This window comes from Lyngbya sp. PCC 8106, assembly GCF_000169095.1.
Lineage (GTDB): Bacteria > Cyanobacteriota > Cyanobacteriia > Cyanobacteriales > Microcoleaceae > Capilliphycus.
Genome location: NZ_AAVU01000002.1, coordinates 40,356 through 65,548 on the forward strand (window position 1 = coordinate 40,356; position 25,193 = coordinate 65,548).

The following is a 25,193-nucleotide window of genomic DNA, read 5'->3' on the forward strand; positions in this document are numbered from 1 at the left end:
CGCGATCGCAGATTCGCGGGTGATATACTCAATATTCCTGTTTCCTCTCTATTCCTGTCTCCTCTGTGAGATCTGCTTGTCATTGATCGCGATAAAGATTAATAATGATCAGGATCTCGAAGTTTGAGGTTCGTCGCCAATCGATGCTACCACAGAGATTTACCTCAGAATTGGGCTTTCAGGCAAGTATCAATATCAAGCTGAAAATATTTTATCTCAAGTTTAAAAATTACTATGTCTTGCAAGATTTGTGGAAACACTTCTTCATTATTTTCTCAAGCTACGATTTTAAATCGCTACAATATTAGTTACTTTCAGTGTTCAGTTTGTGGATTTGTACAAACAGAAGATCCCTTTTGGCTGCAAGAAGCTTATTCTAGTGCCATTGCAATTAGTGATGTTGGATTGGTTTCTCGAAACTTACAACTTTCTCAAGTTACTGAAAAGTTAATCTTATCGAATTTTAACCCCCAGGGAAAGTTTTTGGACTATGGTTGTGGTTATGGCTTGTTAGTGCGGCTGATGCGAGATTTAGGATTGGATTTTTATGGTGATGATAAATATTGCCAAAATCTATTTTATCAAGGGTTTGAAGCCGAACAGACAGACCGTTATGAATTAGTCACTGCTTTTGAAGTTTTTGAACATTTTGTTGATCCAATTCAAGAAATTGAAGAATTGCTAAAATTCTCTAGAAATATCTTCTTTAGTACGCAGCTATTACCTTCACATAATCCCCAACCAAAGGACTGGTGGTATTACGCGCTTCACGAGGGTCAACATATTGCTATCTATACTCAAAAATCACTGGCTGAAATTGCCAAACGATTTGATATTAACCTATACTCAGACGGTAACAGTTTACATTTATTAACCGAGAAAAAAATATCTGAATATTCTTGGAAAAATTCTTTATCCATTCAACAATTAAAATCTCAGATTTCCTCTTTAACTGAAAAAGATTTTTTAAAAGCAGTGGAAAGCTATAAAACTAAAACAGCCATAAAAATTATTATTGACGGTGTGTTTTTTCAAATTACAAAAACGGGAATTTATCAGGTTTGGATATCATTATTTAAAGAATGGGTCAATAGTGGATTTGCTCAACACCTTCTCATTTTAGATCGGGCGGGAACGGCTCCAAAAATTCCCGGTATCAAGTATCGAACGATTCCCGCTTATGACTACAATAAAACTGATGCAGACCGACAAAGACTTCAGCAAGTTTGCGAGCAAGAAAAAGCTGATTTATTCATCTCAACCTATTATACAACGCCCCTAACAAACCCATCAGTATTCATGGCTTATGACATGATTCCTGAGCGTTTGGGATTAAATCTCAATGACCCGATGTGGCGAGAAAAACATTATGCAATTCGACAGGCTTGTGCTGCAATTTCTATTTCTGAAAATACTGCTCGTGATTTAACCCATTATTTTCCTCAATTTTCCTCTGATCAAATTACTGTGGCTCATTGTGGAACGAAACCCATCTTTACTCCGGCATCAACGGAAGAAATTCAAAACTTTCAATCAAAATATGGGATAGCAAAACCTTACTTTATTTTAGTTGGAGAACGAGTGGGAGTAGGAGGATATAAAAATACAATCTTATTTTTTCAAGCCTTTGTTCAACTTCCAAATAAATTTGACAGAGAAATTGTTTGTGTGGGTGGAAGTGCTGAATTAGAACCCGAGTTAAAAGCTTATGTTCAAGATTGTCAGGTTCATCAACTGCGGCTCAGTGATGAGGAGTTAAAAGTTGCCTATTCTGGTGCGATCGCTTTAGTTTATCCCTCAAAATATGAAGGCTTTGGGATTCCAATTGTTGAGGCGATGGCTTGTGGTTGTCCTGTAATTACTTGTAGAAATGGTGCGATTCCCGAAGTAGCAGGAACGGCTGCAATTTATGTCAAAGATGATCATGTTGAAGAATTGGTTCGAGCTTTAGAGACTGTTCAAAACTCAGAAATTCGTCAGTATTTAATCTCGACAGGTTTAACCCAATCCCCAGGTTTTTCTTGGTCAAAAATGGCAAATATTGTTAGTTCTAGTTTGATGAAAACCGCTCAAAATTTAAAGCAATCTGATCTAAAGCAAAACTGGAACTGGCAGAACTTTACCTATTCCAAATATAGTCATTTTAATCAATTTAGACGCTTTGGATATTATGCAAATCTCAATCCCGATCAGTGCGATCTGAAAGCCTATCAGGATTTATTAATTTATAATTTGATTATTGAACATCTCCCCCCCGGATCTAAACTCTTAGAAATTGGGGGTGGAAATTCGCGGGTAATTCAAGCGTTAAAACAGAATTATGAGTGTTGGAATCTGGATAAATTAGAAGGCGCAGGGAATGGCCCGACTCAAATTGAGGATCGGTTAGGTTATCGTTTGATTAAAGACTATATTGGGAATTTTAACTCAGAACTTCCTTCGCAATATTTTGATTGTGTCTTTAGTATTTCTACTTTAGAACATATTCCCGAAGATGAAACCGAATATCAAAAAATTTGTGAAGATATAGATAGAGTCTTAAAGCCAAAAGGATGGTCTTTTCATTGCTTTGATATTGTCATCAAACCTCAAGAAGTTTGGACGAATAAATTTTTAACCTATTTATATAATAATATATACACCTTGCATTCTCGAATTCCCTTTGAACAAATGCAGGAAGATTCAGATTTATATGTAATGTCAGAGTTAGCTTATAATCGCTACTGGAAACATATAACGAAAAAATCCTATCAGGAATTTGGTCAACCTACTTCTTATAATATTTTTTGGCAAAAACAATCCTCACCAAAAACAGCTTATTCTCCAGAAATTAGGGTGCGTCAGTCTCTCCCTAAAATTTCCATTGTGACTCCTTCTCTTAATCAAGCTGAGTTCTTAGAAGCTTGTATTGACTCGGTGTTAAGCCAGAACTACCCGAATTTAGAATACATTATTATGGATGGTGGAAGTGTAGATGGTTCGGTGGAAATTCTCAAAAAATATGAAAAGTATTTAACTTATTGGCAAAGTCAACCCGATGGGGGTCATTATACTGCAATAAATACGGCATTTAGCCGAGCTACAGGCGATATAATGGCTTGGTTAAACTCAGATGACAAATATCATCCAGATGCTTTGTTCAAAGTAGCGGCTATTTTTACTGAACATCAACAGGTGGAATGGATCACAGGAATTCCGACAGAATGGAACCGACAAGGAGAAGCGATTGAACGGCAAAATTATCAGCTTCCTTGGTCAAGAAAACTCTTATTAGAAAAGCAAAATGTTCGAGATAATCCTCAACTTCAACATTTATGGATTCAACAAGAAAGTACATTATGGAAAAGATCATTATGGGAAAAAGCCGGAGCAAAACTAGAAATAGATCTGCAATATGCGGGAGATTTTGAACTGTGGTTACGTTTTTCTCGCTATGCTCCTTTATACCGATTTCAAGCCTTGATTGGTGGTTTTCGTGTTTACGATAATCAACGTTCACAACTCTATAAAGAACAGTATTTTAAAGAAGTTGAACAGGTGACAACATCCGAATTACAATTGATTCAACAAGGATTGTATAAAACTGAAAATCCAGCACCGGAAATCTTAACCATCAATGAAGAAAAAATCATTAATTTGAAAGAGAAAGCCAAATCATTACAGTCATCTCACAGGGCTGATCCTATGAGTTCATCTCTTTTAAATATTGCTCAAAATATCAAAGAAAAAATAACAATTGTTACCAGTATCGCACCCAACAACTTAGAAAAACAAAAAACAGCGATCGCCAGTTGGACATCTCTAGGCTTTTCTGTCGTATCCCTCAATACTACTTCGGAAATTCAACAGCTTCAAACTTTATATGAAAATATAACTTTTTATCCCGTTACTCGCGATGCTGAAGCCGAAGTTGGAAAACCCTTAATCTATCTCGATGATATTCTCAGTTTCTTACAACAGCAAAACTCTAAAATTTGTGGAATTGTTAATTCTGATGTACAGCTTAAAGCCGATAATAAGTTTTATTCTTGGGTTCTAGAACAGGCTAAAAATGCCGTTGTGTTTGGTTCTCGCATCGAGATTGAGTCTTCTAATAAATTGCCAGGAGAAATTTATGATAAAGGGTTTGATTTCTTCTTCTTTCACCAGCAATTTTTAACAGCATTTCCCAAAACTTCATTTTGCTTGGGTTTACCTTGGTGGGATTTTTTAATTCCTTTAATTGCTGTACAACGAGGATGGACGTTAAAATATGTGGTGACACCAATTGCTTATCATGTAAAACATTCTGTGAATTACAGTAATGAAAATTGGCAAAAATATGGTATTTTGTTTGTTGAGTTTTTTAATCGTGAATTATCAAACCAACTTCGAGAACAGCAGAAAATCAATCCCGTTCAGTTGCAAGGAAATTTAATTCAAATTGCCAATCAGTTTCTAGCAGAAGTTCAGAAAAAATCTATAACTCTAGAATATCAGCCTTTTGTGAGTCAATCTGATGTCAGTCATAGCAGTCAGCAAGACAACCCGTTACGATCTGTAGAACCCCAAAATATGATAATTGCTGAAAAAAACAATAAACAATTTCCGAGTATTGAACCTTTAAATACTGATTTAAAACGACCTTTATTTTCGGTGATTATTCCCACATTTAATAAAGTGAAGTATTTAGAAGAAACGCTGAAAAGTGTTTTAAATCAAACATTTGATCCAGAGGAAATTCAAATTGAAGTCATTAATGATTGTCCAGATTCCTCAGTACAAGCAGAACTAGAAGCAATTGTTAATAAAGTGGGAAAAAATCGAGTAAAATTTTATCGTCATCCCGAACAAAATATTGGTCAAACCGCAATCTTTAACTTGTGTTTACAACGCGCTCAAGGCTATTGGATTCATCTATTACATGATGATGACTTTGTATTACCCGGATTTTATCAAAGTTTGCGAAATGGAATTGAACAAGATCCAAATATTGGCGCTGCATTTTGTCGTCACTTTTATGTTGATGAAAATAGTCGTCAACGTTCTCTCTCGGTTTTGGAACGAGAAACACCGGGTTGGTTGGACAATTGGTTAGAAAAAATTGCAACTTCTCAACGCATTCAACCCTCTGCAATTGTCGTTAAACGAAGTACCTACGAACGTTTAGGAGGTTTCTGTAAAGAAGCTGGATCGGCGGCGGATTGGGAAATGTGGAAGCGAATTGCAGCTTATTTTCCGCTTTGGTATGAACCTCAAACACTCGCTTGTTATCGCTTGCATTCTACCTCTTGGACATCTCGTTTATTGCAAACGGGAGGGAATATTTTAGATACTTTGAAATCCATTGAAATTTCTCATTCTTATCTTCCTCCGGAGAAAGCAGAAACTCTCTCCAAACAAGCGCGAGAACATTATGCTTTTTATGCGCTGAATACAGCCAAACAAATGTTGGGAGTCGAAGACGAAAAAGCAGCGATCGCACAAATTAAAGCCGCGCTGAAATGCAGTCAATCTCAGTCGGTGAAAAAGGCGATTATTCAGTTATTCAGTTCTGAAAAATTGGTAGATGAAAATTTAAGCTTAAACGAGATTTTAGCAGAAGTAACCAGCTTATCAGAACAATATCGTCAAAACCCCAAAAATTCAACGATTATTGAAAACCTGCGAAAAATTCGCCAAACTTTAGCACAACTCTGGTTGAACACCTCCTTAAATCAATTGGATAGTCTTTATTCAGAAGATGGCGGAAAAATTCACCAAACTTTACTCAATAGCGGGATTAAAAATGAACCGCTAACCGAAGCAGAACAGTTAACTGTTAATCAGTGGATAGCCTATTTTTCTCAGGGTTTAAATCAACAAAATGCGATTCAACATCTCCTCGCCACAATGTTATATGGCTATCCCCATCAACTTCCTTCTCAATGGTACAAAAACGCTCCGATTCCTAACTGGTTTGTGAATGATTATCTGACATTTATGCTGACAGCACCTCATTTCTTTCAGGAAAAGGGAGAAGTTGAGCGTTATTATTCTTATATTCAAGGATGGGTTGACTATCTTCATAGTCGGATTTTTAGCGATAAAAGCTCAAAAATTTGGAAAGATATCGCCAATGTATTTTTGCTGAGAATGAACGGGATTCCGCTTTATTTTAGTTCGGAAAATCTCAAAGAACTCTACATCAAACGAGCGGAAATTATGGAGTTTGCGATCTTAAGTCAGGGAAATAAACTCAATTATATTTTTCCGAAACGCTCCGAAAACCGAGATAAAATTCGCTTGGGAATTCTGAGCAACCACTTTAACCCACAAACGGAAACCTATTCAACTTTACCCGTTTTTGAACATCTCGATCAAAATCAATTTGAGATTATTCTCTACACTTGTCAGATCAACAATCATCCTTTAGAAAAATATTGTCAGAGTCGTGCTGATCGCTGGTTAAAACTTCCCAAAAAATTAAGCGATCAAGTTCAAACCATTCGACAGGATGATTTAGATATCCTTTTAATTGGTACGAATGTAACCGCAGTTACTAATTCTATTACCCTGCTTGCGTTACATCGACTCGCAAGAATTCAAGTCACTTCTACGTCTTCCTGTGTGACAACGGGAATGCGAAATATTGATTATTATATCTCGGGAAATTTAACGGAATCTCCCCAAGCACCCCAACAATATAGTGAAAAATTGGCGGTGATTGAAGGAACCGCACATTGTTTTAATTACTATGCGATCGCACCCGAACAACCGACGGTTAACCCCCAACGTTCGGATTTAAAACTCGATGAGAATACGGTTGTGTTTATCTCCGGTGCGAACTTTTATAAAATTATACCCGAATTGAGAGAAACTTGGGCAAAAATTCTCGCTAAAGTTCCTAATTCTGTTTTAATTCTTTATCCTTTTAACCCCAACTGGACATCAAGTTATGCTCGGATTCCGTTCTTAAATCACTTGAAAACATCTTTTGAACGCTACAACGTTCAACCCAGTCGTCTACTGATTTTAGACACTCAACCCAGTCGAACGGATATTAAACAATATTTAAAATTAGCGGATGTTTATCTCGATTCCTATCCCTTTTCTGGGGTGAATTCTTTGGTTGATCCGTTGGAAGTGAGTTTAGTCACTATTACTCAAGAGGGGGATTCTTTCCGTTCGCGGATGGGTGCTTCTCTGTTGCGATCGCTGGCTTTAAATGACTTAATTGTTGACAGCGAAGATGCTTATATTAACTTAGCAGTTCAGTTAGCAACTAACCCGCAACTTAGACAGCAATATAGCCATCAAATTCAACAAAAAATGCAGCAAAATCCTTCATTTTTAGATAGCTTTAGTTATTCTAAAAAAATGGAGTCACTATTTAAACAACTATTCAATACTTGGAAACAAAATCAACAATTTCCTGAAATTCCCCTCAATACTCCGATTCATAGACGAGACTATTTATCGGAGTTAGTTCATTATGTAAATCTTTACGCCCTCAATCCCTCTGATCAAGCCGTTATCACACGCTTACGCCAACTTCGTAAAGCAATGGCGGAATATTGGTTAAAAATTTCTCTGGAACAGTTAGAGGAAGTTTATAAAGGACATATGGGAAGTGGCTATCAAGTTTTACTGAGTCGAGGAATTCAACATGAACCTTTAATCGAAGCTGAACGTCAATTTGTTGATGAACTCACGCAAGTCGCGACGGGTTTAACACATCCAAAAGCACTGAACTGTTTGATTGCGGCGATGTTGTATTATGTCCCCGGAAAAATGTTAGTTCGAGATGCAGAAAAACGTTTACCCAGTTGGTTAATTAAAGACTATAAAACCGTATTTGAAAATCAACAAGCTTTACAGAACGTTGAACAAAAATTAGCCGCAGCACAGATCAAAACAACACCCGAAATCTTAACCACAAACACTTCTACTCTCACCACTCAACAATTTCAAAATCGTCTTCAAGGTTGTCTAAACTTGTATCATATTGATCCGTCAACTCAATCAGTTGTAGAAGAATTACGTCAAATTCGGCGACAACTTGCAGATTTTTGGTTGAATTTGGCAGAAACAGATTTAGAATCAGTTTATCAGAGTTCTATCGGACAATGTTCTCAATTGTTTTATAAAAGTGAGTTTATTCACGAACCCCTCACCGAAGCAGAACAGCAAATTTACCACCAATTAACCACTGAGTTGAGTTCGAGATTAAATACTCAAAAATTTGTGAATTATGTCTTAGCTTTAAAGTTTTATTCTCCTCTAGAACGATTACAAATTCCAGGACTTTCGGCTTTACCTTCCTGGTTACAAACAATAAGTTATAACTATTAAAAATTGAGTCGTAATTAAACGAATTTACCCCCAAAATTGTTTTTTTTGGGGAGTGATATCGAACCTGATTTCTGTCCTAATACTTCATAAAATCAGGACTTCCTAAAATCAAAGCTGCTTTAATATCTGGCGAACTTTGAGCAATCACTTCTCGGGTATTTGCAGAAAAATTATCGCCTAAAGTTTCAATTAACTTTTGAGTATCTACAGGTTTTTTATCATGGAGTATACCTTTAGAAAGCTGTACCGCTAAACTACTGCGACGAATCATGGTATCTGGATTTAACCAAGCATCCTGAGTATTTTTATAGCCATCGGGTGAAGAACAACCATACAAAGGCATTCCCAACTGTTTTAATAAACCATTCGCAGAGTTAAAATTACTCACCTCACCCACTGCTCGCATGACTGATATAATATAACGATAGGGGGTTTTAAATTTCCCTTGATAAAAATCTGAATTCCAAAATTCTGAACTGGTAAACAAAGTATTGAGAACAAGACGAATTTCCCCGTCAGTTTCTAAGAACTTATTCGCCATTTTTTTGACTAAAGATTCAGTCGGATTATCCGCCACAAAAGCTTGCGCTAATTTATAGCTAATATATCGAGCCGTAGAGGGATGACGTGCTAAAATATCTAAAGCTTTTTCACCTTCTTCTATGCCTTTAGCTGCAATTTTTTGACCTAAAAATACTTTATCCTCAAAATCATGGCGATCGCTTTCAAAGTAAAAACCATCTTCATCTTCTATCCGTTTCGCCGAAGGATGAGGAACCCCCCAACCTGTTAAAATTCGAGCTAAGGCAATAATATCTGCTTGAGAATATCCCCCATCAACTCCTAAAGTATGAAGTTCCAACAACTCCCGTGCATAGTTCTCATTTAGCCCTTTAAATCTTCCTTTCGCTTTTGGACTTCCGGGGGCTGTATTTTGCCAATTATCCAAATAAACTAACATCGCTGGATGCTTGGCTGTAGCACCCAAAAGCTGGCGAAATTTTCCCAGAACATGAGGTCGAATTGCGTGTTGCTCGTAGGAACTAAAATATAGCTTAAGTTGTCCACCTTGCAAACCATTCACATTAAAGTGATTGTACCAAAAATCAACCATCACTTCTTCAAGCTGTCGGGGACTTTGATAGGCTCGAATTAAACGTCCTTCTTCAGCGTGTTGACGAATTTCTCGTTCAAAATCTCCTCTTATTTTTCTAATTTTTTTAGACTCTAGCTTTAGTTTTTTGGCTTCTTCGATCAAACGCTGGTGTTGCTTATAGAGTTGACCCGGCGTTAACACAAAAGTATCTAGAGTTTTAATTTTTTGAGTTAAAGCCTCGGGAACCGCAATTGATGTGGGTTTGAGTTGAGATTGAATATAAGCCTCAATTCCCATCTTTTTAACTTGTGGAATCAGTCCAGCGGTAGATCCAAAAGTTAAGCGATTAATGGTATGAAAAACACGAGTATCATTCATCGGGATTTTTAGGGTAAGAGCGTTTAGGGATTAGGGTAGATTCAGCCGGGCTTTTAAGATAAACTTATTAATTGAAGTGTCAGAAAACCTTCTACTTCTATGATATCGAGTGATTTATGGCAAGCCAACCAAGACCTAATCATTGCCTGCCTTGAACATCCCTTTGTCCAAGGTATTGCTCAGGGAACTTTGCCGCGAAATAGCTTTGCTTTTTATGTGGGTCAGGATGCCTTTTTTCTCAGATCCTTTGCTCGCGCCTATAGTATTGCTGCGGCTAAAGCTCCTGACTGGGAAGGCTTTCAGCTATTTCACTATCTCGCCAACGGAGTCCTAGAAGAACTACAACTCCATCAAAATTATGCCCAAATGTGGGAGATTAACTTACAAACCACTCAACCCGGAGTCGCTACCCGTCGTTATACCGAATTTTTATTAACTACAGCTTGGAGTCGAGATATCGGTGCGATCGCAGCGGCGATGACCCCCTGTATGCGATTGTATGCTTTTTTAGGTCAAAAACTTGCTCAACCTGAGATTCCCAATCATCAATATACGGACTGGATTAAAACCTATAGCGGCGATGAATTTGAACAACTGACCCAAAAACTCGAAGACCTAACGAATCGCTACAGTGTTGATGAATCCCAAGCTCATACAATCTACCGTTATGCGATGTTATGTGAACAAGAATTTTTTCAGTCGGCTTGGGAACAGAGTCAAACGATTGCCTAATTTACCGTCCTAACTTATTAGGAATCCCTTCACAACCACCAGGAATTGTTTTTCTTGACTGCTCTCCACACCAAGTACAACAATAGTAACGATTTTCATCAGACAAGCCATCAACCCCCGTAAAATTGGCATTTTCGATCACAACCCCTGTATACTGACCTGTTTTATAGTCCGGCATTTTTGTGCGACTGCGAGGAGTTGCGGTTTCTGATGAACCGTAAAATAATTTTGTTGCTCTGAGAGTTGCGTCAGAGAGATTGGCTTCATAAAGGATCGCACGGGATAAGTTCGCTCGTACTAAATCACAACCACTGAGATCCGCTTTGACTAAATTAGCTTCTGCTAAATCGGTTCGGCGTAAATCCGTTCTGGCTAAATCTGCACAAGCCAACATTGCACCCAAGTCGATCACCCGAATTCCTTCTAAACGATCTTCAGCATAACTACCATTCCCATCGAGAATAGGCCGACCCAGATGGCGATCGCGTTTTAGAGGAGTAATCAGTTTAGCTTGGGAGAGAAACCGTAAAATCTTAGCTTTTCCTTCTGCATTCACACTGCGAATAATAGCTGCCGTTCGTCCCTCCGCAATTACCCGTTCTTGGGGCCAGTCTTCGAGGAGTCCTTGGTCTCCTAACGCCAGATCAGAAACACCTTGAAAATAAGCATCAATCGTTTGCTGTTGAGTAATCAGGTTTTGTTGAATCGTTAAATCTCTAGAAATCACATATTGACGCCACGCCACATAAACCGCCAAAATCGCAATTAAAATCTGACCTAACGCGCCGATCAGTTCTCCTAACGCACCAATCGCATCCCAGTTAATTACTATATTACGACTGCCAAAATCTTTGTTTGAGCCGCTCAACATCAGCAAACCTGCGATCGCCGCTAAAATCCCAAAGCTGGCAATAATCAAGCTGCGCCATACCGGGGGAATCAGCGAAGTCCAAATATTACCCCAACTCGGCCAGATCATCCGCAGGGATGCAAACAAAGCCACGAAAGCACAGAGATATCCCACCCAAATATTATCCAGTGCCAACCCCAAAATCATCACCGCAACGGCAGCTAAAGTAATCACAGATGCCAGGAAGTTGCTGGGAGACTTTACTTCTAGATTTCCGGTTAAGGTGTATTGACTCGCCGGCGCCGAAACCGCTTGTTCAAATTCTTCGCGGGTTGTCGAGATTTGCGCTTCCCCAGTATTGATGATCACTCCATTGTTTGCAGGTATTCCATTTGAACTCTCTATATTTCTATCGGATTCTGTAGGATTCGGCGATTGGGAGTTAGGTTGCTCGGTCATAGGTTAGGGGAACTGGGTTTAAATAGCGATTAATTCTAGGATGCAATCCTTATGTCGATTGTACCGAAACTGATCCCAAGCTGACTAGCGTTCGCGAACGGAGGTGTATGTTAAGCTCGAACTTGAGAGCATAAAATCCCTAATCTGCTGATGGTCTTTAATTGTGGCATACATTCCAGGGTCTAGTGCGGATACCGAGCCACAATAAATATATTAATAAGGGGAAAAAGCTTCTGTTCTTTCTACCCAATTTGTTCGAATCCTATTTCTGTTTACCCACGACAGGAGGTTGTAGCAATGTCATCTCGTTTGAGACTATTGCTGAGATTTTTAAACGCACGTTTATCTAAACGAATCTCAGTCTGGATTTTAGCCAGTATTTTTTTAATTGAGTTCATTATTTTAGTGCCTTCTGTTTCTCGCCGAAAGCAGGAACTTTTACAACAACTTACCATGATATCTTCAGGTAAGGTTGCTTGGATTATTAAGACTTATCCTTATCAATCCGAAGCCGAACTTTTAAAACAATTAATGTATCTCGAACAGCTTGATGCCAATATTAAGGGGGGTTTGGTTTACAAGCTTCCAGACGGAAAACGCATCGGCGAATTTGGTGAACCCCCTCAACTCTCTTTTTCTCAAGCCAAACTTGGGGAGGATGTTTATCTCAACACTCCATAGCCGCGATCGCTATGACGTTGCTTGTAATCTCCTCTCTTTAAAAGATGAGTATTTAGTCGTCATTCGCCATGATGCTGATCAAATAAAACAAGAAGTTCATTTTTTTATTATCCGAATTGCTGGATTAGTTCTGATTATTTCTATTTTTGTGGTGATCGGGACAATGATTGTCTTAGAAAAAATGGTAATTACACCGATTTTAAACCTTCGGCTTGATTTAATTGCCGCTGGAAAATCGATTTACAAAAATCAAGAACCTCCCAAATTTTATTCGGCTTCAACTCAACGTCACGATGAGTTAGGAGATGTGATTTCCGCTTTTATACAAATGTTTACTCAAATTCATCAAGCGATTACCGAACGTCAACAAGCCGAAGATGCCTTGCGAGTCGAAAAGGAAAAATCAGAACAGCTTTTACTGAATATTTTACCTCAAGCTATTGCCGAACAGCTTAAAAAACAACCCGGTTTAATTGCTGATCGCTTTGAACAAGCCACGATTTTATTTGCTGATATTACTGATTTTACCGGACTCGCCTCTCAAATTTCTCCGACAGAATTGGTGAGTTTACTCAATCAAATTTTTTCCAGTTTTGATCGCCTGGCGGAACGACACGGTTTAGAGAAAATCAAAACCATCGGAGATGCTTACATGGTTGTCGGAGGACTACCCAAACCCAGAACAGATCATGCCGAAGCGATCGCAGATATGGCGTTAGATATGCAGCAAGAAATTTATCGATTTAAACGAGAAGATAATAAAATTCTCAATATCCGGATCGGGATTAATACAGGACCCGTGGTGGCGGGTGTGATTGGGTTGAAGAAGTTTTCCTACGATCTCTGGGGGGATGCAGTTAATATCGCTAGCCGGATGGAATCTCACGGAAAAATCGGTGAAATCCAGGTCAGCAGCAGCACCTATGAATTATTAAAGCATAAATATGTATTAGAAAAACGCGGTATCGTTCAAGTCAAGGGTCGCGGCGAAATGATCACCTATTGGCTGAAAAGTCGTCAACCGACTGCTGTAGAGTCTCAAGTCAAGACTTAATTTATTTTTAGCATTGAGAGAATATTAAAAATTTCAAATTAAGAGAGTTTGATAACGGGATAGAGGAGATTAATTCAGCCTATTTTTTCTTTATAAAATAAAATTAAATAACTTTTCAAAAGGAAAAATAGAGAGTTAAATTTGGATTTAAGGCTTGTTCTTAGGATAACATTTTAAGTTTTTTCGATCAGTGCAAACAGATACGGATTCAAAGTGGAAGAAGCTATAAAGTAATAATTAAAGCCAAGTAAGTACAGTATATACTAGGAGGTTTTGGATGAAGAAGCTTATTGGAATCATCAGCGTTGCTTTCGTCGGACTAAACGTAGGTCTACCTGCTCAAGCAATCGGTACCACAGGACAAGACATCGTTTGTGGCTACAAGTACAAAGTCGGTGACAGTGGTTGGACAAACGGCAGCATCGGCGGCACAACTCGTCAAAATGCTCGTCTCAGCCGTACCCAAATTCTCTCCGGTCTAGAAACTGAAGCTGTTGACTCTGGAGAAAGCTTTGATGTTACATACTTGGGATGCCGCGACCCCTATGGTCATAACTAATTTGGGAAAACTTCTCCAGTTTTTAGGCACAACCCAACACCAATATTGTATGGGATGCCAACCTGAGCATATTCAGCTCAACAGTCCTCTAGCAACGAATATTTCGCCTGAATAAAGGCTTCTGCTGATTTGCGATCGCATATCTCTTTATCTATTGTTGCAACCAATAGGTCATCAAGCATCTGCTTAAACTGAGGACTCGGCTTATACCCTAGTTCTTTCAAATCATTACCATTGAGCAACGGTTTAATATTCCACCACTGGGTTAAATATTGCCAAATTCGATGTCGAACCCATCGCGGACTTTGAACTGCGATTAGGATTAATGTTGGCAAATCATAAGGCACTAATAGTCGATAAAATTGACTGGCTAATTGGCATTCTGGCATGAATTTCACCACCTCGGCTAAAGCCGAATCTAACTGTTGAAGTCGTTCAATGCTGTCTAGAGAAAATTGTAACGTTTCCGCCACATCACCTCGATATTGCGGTGCTAAATGAGCAATTAAAACCTCTAGTCGCATTTGCCAATGAGTTAAAGTTTTCTCAGGATCAAAACGACGCAAACCCCGATCTACCAATCGAATTTGTCGCCACAACTCCGGGTTTAATTCTAACGTCGGGTGAATACACCGCAACGCTTTTAATTCTCCCAAAAGTTGTAAAGCAGGTTTCCAGTAAGGCGCTTGCAAAATATATTTTAACTCACTTTTCAGCCGAGTTTCCAAAGCCGGAACTCGTTGGCGAGTCGAGTAATTTTCGGATTGGACTTTTTCATAAATCCCGCTATTAATCGCATACAGAATATAATCTTTAGTTTGAAACTCGATTTCAAATCCTAACCGTACTGCAAACCGTACCGCTCGATAAATTCGGGTTGGATCTTCAATAAAACTATTCGCGTGTAAAACTCTAATATTTCGCGTTTGTAAATCATTCATTCCCCCAAAAAAGTCTAATAATTCACCTTCATAGGGTTGAGTCAAACGCAACGCTAAAGCATTAATTGTAAAATCTCGTCGGTACAAATCTTGACGAATTGAACTCGCTTCGACTTCCGGGTTCGCTGCGGGATAGGGATAAAACTCTGTTCTCGCCGTTGCAATATCAATCCACAATGAATCTAAAACCGGATCATTATGCCACAATAAAGCAGCCGTTTGAAACTGACCATGAACATCTAAACGAGCATTAGCATAGGATTTTTGTAACGCAGAGGCTAATTCAACAGCCGGGGGATTTGTACTGTTTTGTTGATTATTTTCTGCATTTTCATAACTTTGATGACAGCCATCAACCACCAAATCAATATCCGTTAATAATAGCGTTTTTTCGGGGTCAGCTAACAACAAATCTCGTACCGCTCCCCCCACTAAATAAAGTTGCCAACCCCGTTGTTGGGTGAGTTTAGCCAGTCGGTTCAACAGTTCTAATAATGGCGGTGCCAAACGCTGTTCAAGTAACTCTTGAATAGAATTACACGTTGAACCGGGAATACAACCTTGACCTGCTTTTTTTTGCGGACGTTGTTGTTGGTGTAGGAGTCGCAAAACATCAGTTCGAGTGACAATTCCCACTAAATTATTCCCGTCTAAAACAGGCAAACGTCCGATATCATACGTGACCATTAAAGACTCAATTTCGTGTAACGTTGTATGGGGTGTAATCGTTTTTAATTGGGGAGTCATATACCCTTTTACAGGAGCATGACTAAAGCCATGATGCAGTGCAATATCAAGGTCACGTCTGGAAATAATTCCGACTAATTGATCTTGTTCATCTACTACTGATAAACCCGAATGACCATAACGCAGTAAAATTCGATGTGCTTCTGCAATTGTTGTTTCTGGACGAATCGTTCTAACGGGAGAAGACATCAACTCACGAGCAACAGGAGGATGGGGAATTTGTGTTTTAAATTCTTCGACAATTTCAGCTAACTTTTCTTGAGGATTGGTATCTTTAATCACGACAGAAGCGGCTTGAGCATGACCCCCACCTCCGAACGGTTTAAATAATTGATTGAGGTTTGTTTCTTCGATGCGAGAACGTCCGATAACCGTTAAACGTTCGGTTTCTTTCTTCTTATTTTGCTGACAATTTCCCAGTAATAACGCATCACTTTCGGTAATTTCTAGCAGTTGGGAAGCTAAACTCGATAAACCCGGAACATAATCTTCTGTTTCGAGTAAAACCCAAGCCACTTGATAACCATGAACAGTGACTTGATTGAGTTGTTCTAATGCAACTGTTAATAAATCTTGTAATTGGTTGGAAAATCCGGGTTGAATATATTCTGCTATTACCTGTAAACTCGCGCCATTTTCCATCAACCACGCCAACGCCAAGGCATCTCTGGCTGTACTTCCTTCAAACGTTAGTGAACCCGTATCCACATGAATTCCTAATGCCATTACCGTTGCTTCGGCGGCGGTTAGCAGCCATTTTGTGTCTTCAGTTTGGCGTTGTTTTTCAGCATTTTGTAGTTTTTCAACGATTAAAGTTGTTGTCGCACCAATGGATTCTATTTGAGTGCTGGTTGCGGGAATATTTAACTCACTATCGGGATGATGATCACAGACTGTTATTTCATATAAATTGGGTAAATCAAACCATTCCGATGCTTTTCCCAAACGTTCGCGATTTTGAGTATCAACAACAGTCAAATAGCGAATATTTTCAGGGTTAACAGAACGCCGTTCAATGAGGGGAAATTCATCCCGATGTAAGGCTAAAAAATCTCGCACGGCTGGATGAGAACCGCCTGTTAAAACGATTTTACTTCCCGGATACAAACGCGACAGTCCAACAGCGGCGCCCAAAGCATCAAAATCTGCGGTGGTATGACATAAAATTAGGTGCATGAGAAATAAAGAAACGACGTTAGGAAATAGCTTGAGTTTATTTTAGTTCTTTTTGAGCCAAATTATAACCATCCTAAGACATGATCTAATTAAACAAGGCTCCTAACTTTTACCTTTGAGAGTTGTGATAAATACACTTATATATACTGTTGTCAAAGATATCTATAGAATTTATTCCAGCACTCAGGAAAAATCTTGTGATCACGAACATCTTCCCCAACCCCCACTCTTGCTGTTTAAGAGATTCAATAAACCCTAAGAAAGTAATAATATTGAGGATTTGAAAGATACAATTTTAGACAAATTTACTGGTGATATTTATGGAATAAATAAGTCTGGTTTTATCACACTTATTGCAAATAACTATCAGCACTTGTTTAAACATGAATTAAGTCCCCGTCTTACAATTGAGGTTTTCAATATTTATTCTGGGTCTGATATTGAGTTTTCTGCGATTATAGCGGCGCAGCATAACAATTCCAATGCAGCCAACTATGAACAACTTGGAATCAATTTTTTGAGGATTTTCCCAAATGTTGAGATAATAATTCCTCACAAATCTCAACGGGAATTCCTGACAAACGACTCAATTCTTCGGCGTCGGGTACACCACCGGGAAGACGAGTAACTTCCCAATTTCTACCATTATTAATTAATGCGACCATTCCCCCTGCTTCTCCCATCACCCAAGTTGCTAAACCAAATAAACCTTCTACTGTTACTTTGGTTACTTCAGGTGTGGGAAGTCCTGGTTGTTGAACAGCTTCAACCACCGCAGTCTCAAGGGGACTGGGTAAACTTTGAGCAAAGGTTTTAGGAATTTCGGATAAATTGATTAATCCAATTATCGGAAAAATTAACAGCGATCGCCATAACATCTTACAATAATTTTGACTCATTTGCTGAAATTCCTTAAATTGCCATATGGATTAAGAGGTAAAAGTGAAATGCTTGCTGTAATTAAATTTTAGCTTCTTCGCGTGTTCTCAAGCCTAACCCGAGAAAATCTCTATGAATTTTCCCAAAAAAATAGGGCGGTTAAAAACCACCCCTATTCATAAACAACTTTACCGAGTCAGAACTCAGATTTTTGATATCCCAGAATTAGGCGATCAGAGTAAAGGGATCATCAGCCGTTAAATCAGCCGCGTTTACACCTGTTAAAATCGCTAAAATCTCGCCATTGAAACTCATTTCAGTATCACTTCCGACTTGAGAAATCGAGAGTTGATCCGCACTGAGTTCACCTTTTAACCCTAACAAATCAATTCCAACTTCAAAATCAACAATCGTATCAATACCTTCACCAACGGCCAAAACAAAGGTATCAGCACCCTGACCGCCTGAGAAATCATCCCCAGTTAAGGTATCATTTCCTAAACCGCCATCAATCAGGTCATCGCCATCATCGCCCCAGATGAGATCGTTACCTTCATCGCCGAACAGTTGGTCATTCCCCGCTTTACCGCCAATTTGGTCATCGCCCAAACCGCCATAAATGATATCATCACCGCCAACCGTACCGCCCGGAGAACGGCTATTTTCGTCACCTCGCAGGGTATCATCCCCTTCTTCACCGTAGATGATATCATCGCCCAAACCGCCTGCGGCCACATCGTTACCGATATCCGCCCGGATCAGGTCATTGGCATCCTCTCCGACCAACGTTTCATCGGCGGGTGTACCATCAATTAAGTTGGGGAGAACATCACCAAACAGCGTCCGGTACATGACCTCGTAGATTTCGGTATTATCAACGGTACTCGGCAATAAATCCGCATTCAGACCGTAGGTTTTGGAAACAATACTACCCGCAAAGTCCGGCGTTCCCACATAAGCAATACCAAAGGGATACTGATCGCCATTGGCATCGGGTGCAGAAATAAACGGTTCGCTGTCGCGTCCTTCCGCCCCATCAAAAGGAACCTCAATGGCATCGGAACGATCCGCTAATGTGGGGTTCACACCAACAGTTCCCACCGTTTCCCCACTGCGATCGTCAACTTCCAAACCCCCCGCATCGCTATCTGCTGCGGTAATAATCAAGGTGTTGGGGTCTTGGTTGTCAACGAAGTCCATCGCCACACCGATCGCATCATCAGCCCGTTGCATCGCTTCCACAAAGCCACGAGCGTTATTATTGTTGGGGAAATTATCGGTGCCTTCTTCTTCCATGACCACAAAGAAGCCATCGGGATCTGTGGATAAGATCGGCAATGCCGCTTCTAACATCTCGGCAATGGTGGGCGGATTTTCGTTTCCGGGTTGACCGTAGTTTTCTAAACCTTCCGCAAAGTTCGCTTCTTCGGTGGTGTCGTTGTAGGTGTCAGTTGCTGCAAAAATCCCCAGAACTTTTTGAGCATCTTCCGGCAGACTTTGCAGTTGTTCGTGGGTGTAAATGACCGTGTAGCCCATTTCCTCGGCTTCTTCGATCAGGTTGCGACCATCTTCGCGTCTTCCAACTTCCCCAAAGAAACCCACTTCTCCCTCTGGCAGATAATCAATTTCACCGCCTCCGAAAATAATATCAACACCAGATTCTAAAATTTCTGCGGTGATTTCTTCGGTTTCGCCTCGGTTGACCACATCGGCTAAAAATGCCCCGGTTCCGGGTTCGGCGATAATACCGGAATTAATAATAGCGGTGGCTTTGCCGTCGGCGATCGCTTCTTCCATGATGGTCATTCCCCGCTCCCCGGAACGAGAAATAACGGGAACGCCGTTTTCATCGAACCCAAAAGAAGGCGCAGGTGCTTTGGTTCCGGTGGCGTGTGTTACCGCCCCAGAGTTGGAAGTCCCCACCAGTTGGTCTTCCATGTGTCCGAGATAAACCCCGGCGTTGGACATCATATCCCAATTCAAGCGACCATCCGGCCCTTCCTCCACAAAACGGGCGGCGGCAAAATGGGAGGGGCTGGTACCGTCCGGGTGAATAAAGATGACGTTTCCGGTGTCTTTGGTCGGTTCCGGTGCGGGTTGGGGCGGTTCGGCGGGAACGGGCGAGGGCAGTTCCACATCGAACAGCGTTTGGTACATCACCCGGTAAATGTCGGTGTTATCCAATGTACTGGGTAACAGATCGGCGTTGTAACCGAAGGTCTTAGAAACAATACTCCCCGCAAAGTCGGGGGTTCCGGCAAAACCGACTCCGAAGGTGTACTGGTTACCATTGGCATCGGGTGCAGAAACAAACGGTTCGGTGTCGCGGCCGCTAGCCCCATCGTAGGGAACTTGAACGGCATCAGAACGATCGGGTAAAGTGGGGTTAACACCAACGCTGCCAACGGTTTCACCTCGACGGTCAGCAACTTCTAAACCGCCTCCATCGCTGTCTGCTGCGGTAATTAACAGGGTATTGGGTTTAACGTTTTCGATGTAGTCTTGAGCAACACCAATGGCATCATCGGCCCGCAAAACCGCTTCGATTGTACCCCGAGCGTTATTATTGTTGGCAAAGTTGTCGGTGGCTTCTTCTTCCATCACCACAAAGAAGCCGTTTTCGTTTTCCGGGGAGAACAGATCCAAGCCTAATGTTACTTCTAACATCTCGGCGATGGTGGGCGGATTTTCGTTTCCGGGTTGACCGTAGTTTTCCAAACCCGCTTCAACGTTGGCTTCTTCGGTAGTGTCGTTGTAGGTGTCTTCAGCAGCAAAAATCCCCAGAACTTTTTGGGTATCTTCCGGCAAACTTTCTAGCTGTTCGCGAGTATAAACGATGGTATAACCGATATCTTCCGCTTCTTCAACTAAGTTGCGGCCATCTTCGCGAGTCCCTTCTTCGCCAAAAAAACCGAAGGTTCCGACGGGGAGATAGTCGGTTTCGCCTCCACCCAAGATAACGTTAACGCCGGATTCGACGATTTCGGCGGTGATTTCTTCGGTTTCGCCTCGGTTGACCACATCGGCTAAAAATACGCCTGTTCCGGGTTCAGCGATAAAGCCGGAGTTGATCACGGCAGTGGCTTTTCCGGCGGCGATCGCTTCTTCCATGATCGTCATTCCGGGGTCAATGCCCAGGTCGGGGCCACCGAGTTCGGGGCTGAGGCTAGACAGGGAAACAATCGGATCGCCGTTTTCATCCAAACCGTAAGATCCGGCAAAGGGTTTAACGCCCATCGCATGAACCACCGCCCCACCGTTGGAGGTTCCCACGAGTCGGTCTTCCATGTGTCCGAGATAAACCCCGGCATTGGTCATTTCGTCCCAGTTGAGGCGACCATCCGGCCCTTCTTGGACAAAACGACCCGCAGCAAAGTGAGATGGACTGGTTCCATCGGGATGAATGAAGATAACGCTGTTAGACATTTTGCTGTGTTGTCAGGTAGATGTTGATTTTGTTGACGTAAAAACCTCATCGAGCTTGAAGTGAATTTGTTCAGACTTCAAAGCTCAATTCAAGAGACGAACTTCCGGCAAAAACTTACTGGTACACCCAGATGCACAGAGTGAAAATCTTTAAAAAACTTTACTCTCAAAGTAGATTATTTCATTGAGATTAAATATAAATTATGCTTAAGTTATTTTTCGGTTAAACTCGAATACTTTTTTTATAAAAACAATTCATTCACTTAAAATGTCATTATAATTTTCATAAATATCGCTCATCCTATCTATAATTTCCCCTACAAGGAGAGATACAATTGTCCTACTAACCCCATCAACCCCGAAATTTTTTGTTTAGAATGAAATAACCCTGGCCTTTCAAAATGGCGCAGGGAGAATTGGAGAGGGTAGGAGAGAGGTTGAAGTTGAGGTGAATATACAAAACTAAATTATTACTGACGAATTGGAATTTCTATAGAAAACTCTGTTCCCTCTCCAACAACAGAATGACATTTCAGTTCACCTTTATGCTGTTCAGTCACCACTTGATAACTAATTGACAACCCTAAACCTGTTCCTTTTCCTAGTGATTTCGTAGTAAAGAAAGAATCAAAAATGCGATTTTTAACCATTTCAGACATCCCAATTCCATTATCAATAATACGGATGAGAACCCGATTATTAATCATCAGTTCTGTAGAAATCCGAATTATTCCTGAATCAACCTTTTGTTCTTCAATAGATTTTTGTTTGTTTCTGTCTCTAATCGCATCAATAGCATTACTTAAAAGATTCATAAACACCTGATTTAGTTGTCCGGGATAACACTCGATCATCGGTAAATGTCCATATTCTTTAATCACCTTAATCTCAGTTATCTCTCCATTTGCTTTCAAACGGTGTTGTAAAATCATCAATGTACTGTCAATCCCATCATGAATATTCACCGCTTCAACTTCTGATTGATCAAGACGAGAGAAATTTTGAAGTGATCGTACAATCTGACGAATTCGATCTACACCTATTTTCATAGAATCGATGACTTTTGGTAAATCTTCGGCGACAAAATCAAGATCCACATCTTCAGCATATTTGACCATTTCTGGATCAGTTTGATCGCAGTTTTTTTGAGACAAAGAAAACAACGTTAACAAATTCTCCGCATATTCAGAAATCGGCGAAAGATTAGCATAAATAAAGTTAACAGGATTATTGATTTCATGGGCAACACCTGCAATCAGTTGTCCCAAGCTGGACATTTTTTCAGTTTGAATGAGTTGAGTTTGGGTTTTCTGCAACTGATGTAATGTTTGGGTTAACTTTTCAGTTTGATTTTGGGTTCTATTTAATAAATTAGCTTGCTGAATCGCGACTCCAAGTTGAGCAGCAACCTGAGAGAAAAAACCCACTTCTCGCGCTTGCCAACGTCTTGTCGTTGAATGTTGATAAGCCACTAATAAACCCCAGAGTTTATGTCCAAAAAAGATAGGAGTAATCAAGTAGGACTTGACCTGTAGTTTCTCTAAAATCTCTAGATGACACGGAGAATATTTAGCCTTATAAATATCATTAATCGCTAGTGTTTTACCCTCTCGAAAACGTCCGCCCTCAGTTTCTTGTAAACAACTATCTTCCCAACTTGTTACCCCTAAATCGACTAAACTTTTCCATTGAGGAAGCACAAATTCATAATCATGAATAAACTCCCCACTCCAGTCTTCATTAAACTGATAAACAACCACCCGATCTGCTTGTAAGACACGTCCTGTTTCTTGAGTTGTGGTTTGAAAAATTTTCTGAATATTGAGAGAATCGCGCATTTTTGCGACGACATCAAACAAAACCTGTTGTTGTTTTACCGTTCGTTGACTATCGACTGCGGCTTGTCTGAGTTTTAGGGCTTGTTTACGAGTTTGAATTAAGAGTTGAGCTTGCTGAATAGCTACACCTAATTGAGTGGCGACTTGAGAAATAAACTGAACCTCTGAAGTTTCCCATTTCCGAGAACAAGTATGTTGATAAACGGCTAAAATTCCCCACAACTTTTGTCCGACAAAAATAGGTGCAGTAGCAAATGCTTGGATCTGAAATTGATGAAGAATATCAAGATGACAATCTGTTAATCCCGCTTGTTCAACATCATTCACAACAAACGTTTCACCATTGCGATAACGTCCCCCTTGAGTTTCTTGTAAATAAGTATCATCCCAAACCGTATTTACACCAATTTCTAGGTTAGACCATTGCGAATCAACAAACTCATAATCTCCAACAAATTCACCGCCCCAGTCACTATTAAAGCGATAGACTGAAACTCGTTCTGTTTTGAGAAATTTACATAATTCTTTTGTGGTTGTGCGAAAAATTATCTCTAAATTGAGTGAGTTTCGCATCTTTGTCACTACATCAAACAACACTCGCTGTTGTTCTGTTGCTTTCCGAAGGTTATGGGCTGTTTCTTCTAGTTTTAAAGTTCGTTCCTGAACCTTTATTTCTAAACTCGCATTGAGAACGTGCATCTGTTGACGCATTTGATATTGATAAATCGCTGAGGAAAACTGATGTCCGAGTGATCGCGCTAATTCCAGTTCATTTTCCGTCCATTTCGGCCTTTCTCTCCGTTTTTGTTCGCGCCAGACTTCAAACGAAATCTGCGGATAAAGCTGTCTTTTGTCGTCTTCAACTCGTCCTGCCCACAACTTTTCGGTTTCCAGTTCATCTCGAAAAATACTGAGATATCCTAATAATTCTTGTCGATAATGAAGCGGAATCATTAATAAACTGCGGATTTTTGTCTGATAAAAAGCAGATTGTAAGTTCCGAAGTTTGTCTTCTTTAAAGATATCTGAAATCGCCCAAATCTCATAATTTTCTGATTGATAATGCTCTGACCAAACACTATATTGTTCCATCAACGGATAGAGAGCATTTTCAGCAATCTGAGGCTGTTCCCCTTGTATATAAATCTGTACACTCTGACTTTTTAGACAATCCTCAAAGCTTTTAATCGTGTTATCTTTGAGATTAAAAGGATTCGCTTTAATACACAGTCGCCCGCCTGATCCTGCTAAAGTGGTAATAATTTCTTCTAAAGCAGGTTGCAACTCGATAGTCGAACTTGAATGGAGAAAACTATTAATGCGATTAATACAAGTTTGTAAGTTAGCTCTTTCTTCGGCTTGAGTTAATAATTCTGAATGAGTGATCGCTACCGAAAGCTGATCAACCACTGTTTGTAATAATTGCAATTCCTCATCTGGAGTTGTTCTAGATTCACTATGATGAGAAACAAGCAATCCCCAAAGATGATCTTGATTCATAATCGGAACAGAGACTGAAGATTTTACCCCCATTGCAGTCAAATATTCCAAATGACAAGGATTCAGAGGACGATAGCGAATATCTTCACCGTGAGTTGTCCCATCATCAAGTTCTTGAAAGTGACTATGACCAATTTCCTGAGTTTCAGTATTGATCACAGAACGAACTCGTGATTTAATATATAAATCTCGGGCTTCTGGTGGAATATCTCCGGCTGGAAAATTCAACCCCAAAAGTGAGGGTAAACGGTTTTCAAAAATCGATTCAGCCACCACTTGACCGCTCGCATCTGGATGAAACTTGTAAATTTTGACGCGATCTGTTCCTAACAGTAAACGAACTTCTGCGGCTGTTGCGGCTAAAATCTCGGTCAGTTCTAGGGACTGTCGAATGCGATTAGTAATTCGATGCAGTACACTACCATACTCTAAGTTAACTTTGATCGTCTGTGGTTTTGAAATTTCCACGCCCAACCTCTCAAATTTCTATAAATACTGAATTTAAACATTGCCCCAATAGGATGAACCCCATCGTGTTTGATCAATTGCCAAATTGATTGTTAA

The 25,193-nt window shown here is 40.1% G+C and carries 11 protein-coding genes; 5 read left to right on the forward strand and 6 right to left on the reverse strand.

Going from position 1 to position 25,193, the window contains the following annotated elements; all coding sequences use genetic code 11:
- Positions 1–234 precede the first annotated feature (234 nt).
- Entirely contained in the window at positions 235–8,313 is an 8,079-nt protein-coding gene (locus L8106_RS29235) for a glycosyltransferase (RefSeq protein ID WP_009782359.1), read from the forward strand.
- A gap of 76 nt (positions 8,314–8,389) precedes the next feature.
- Here the strand turns inward: L8106_RS29235 and L8106_RS01360 are convergent, their stop codons facing one another.
- The gene (locus L8106_RS01360; RefSeq protein ID WP_009782360.1) at positions 8,390–9,787 is read right to left on the reverse strand and encodes a DUF1800 domain-containing protein; all 1,398 of its coding nucleotides are present in this window, start codon (positions 9,785–9,787) and stop codon (positions 8,390–8,392) included.
- Between the two features lie 99 nt (positions 9,788–9,886).
- Between L8106_RS01360 and L8106_RS01365 the strand changes: the two genes are divergently transcribed.
- Positions 9,887–10,519 (forward strand): TenA family protein, encoded by a 633-nt coding sequence (locus tag L8106_RS01365; protein ID WP_009782361.1) that lies wholly within the window; start codon positions 9,887–9,889, stop codon positions 10,517–10,519.
- A gap of 1 nt (position 10,520) precedes the next feature.
- Here the strand turns inward: L8106_RS01365 and L8106_RS01370 are convergent, their stop codons facing one another.
- Positions 10,521–11,828, reverse strand: coding sequence for a pentapeptide repeat-containing protein (locus L8106_RS01370; RefSeq protein WP_009782362.1), 1,308 nt, complete (start codon positions 11,826–11,828; stop codon positions 10,521–10,523).
- Positions 11,829–12,125: 297 nt separating this feature from the next.
- On the opposite strand from L8106_RS01370, the gene L8106_RS33370 reads away from it, so the two are divergent.
- From L8106_RS33370 to L8106_RS01385, 3 genes are all read left to right on the forward strand, one after another.
- Positions 12,126–12,509, forward strand: a complete 384-nt coding sequence (locus L8106_RS33370) for a hypothetical protein (protein ID WP_009782363.1) — start codon at positions 12,126–12,128, stop codon at positions 12,507–12,509.
- Positions 12,487–13,563: an adenylate/guanylate cyclase domain-containing protein gene (locus L8106_RS01380; protein ID WP_009782364.1), complete on the forward strand. Its 1,077-nt coding sequence runs from the start codon at positions 12,487–12,489 to the stop codon at positions 13,561–13,563. The genes L8106_RS33370 and L8106_RS01380 overlap by 23 nt, the downstream gene beginning before the upstream one ends.
- A gap of 277 nt (positions 13,564–13,840) precedes the next feature.
- Complete coding sequence (locus L8106_RS01385; protein ID WP_009782365.1) at positions 13,841–14,122, forward strand: hypothetical protein; 282 nt, start codon at positions 13,841–13,843, stop codon at positions 14,120–14,122.
- Positions 14,123–14,199: 77 nt separating this feature from the next.
- Here L8106_RS01385 and L8106_RS01390 read toward each other — a convergent pair whose 3' ends face one another.
- The 4 genes from L8106_RS01390 to L8106_RS01405 form a co-directional block, all read right to left on the reverse strand.
- Entirely contained in the window at positions 14,200–16,986 is a 2,787-nt protein-coding gene (locus L8106_RS01390) for a CBS domain-containing protein (RefSeq protein WP_009782366.1), read from the reverse strand.
- A gap of 509 nt (positions 16,987–17,495) precedes the next feature.
- Positions 17,496–17,885, reverse strand: a complete 390-nt coding sequence (locus L8106_RS01395; RefSeq protein ID WP_009782367.1) for a hypothetical protein — start codon at positions 17,883–17,885, stop codon at positions 17,496–17,498.
- A 205-nt stretch (positions 17,886–18,090) separates the two neighbouring features.
- Positions 18,091–21,291 carry an alkaline phosphatase gene (locus tag L8106_RS01400; RefSeq protein ID WP_009782368.1) on the reverse strand — a complete coding sequence of 1,067 codons (3,201 nt, stop codon included), beginning with the start codon at positions 21,289–21,291 and terminating at the stop codon, positions 18,091–18,093.
- A gap of 470 nt (positions 21,292–21,761) precedes the next feature.
- On the reverse strand, positions 21,762–25,097 hold the full coding sequence (locus tag L8106_RS01405) for a GAF domain-containing protein (protein WP_009782369.1): 3,336 nt from the start codon (positions 25,095–25,097) through the stop codon (positions 21,762–21,764).
- Positions 25,098–25,193: the final 96 nt, after the last annotated feature.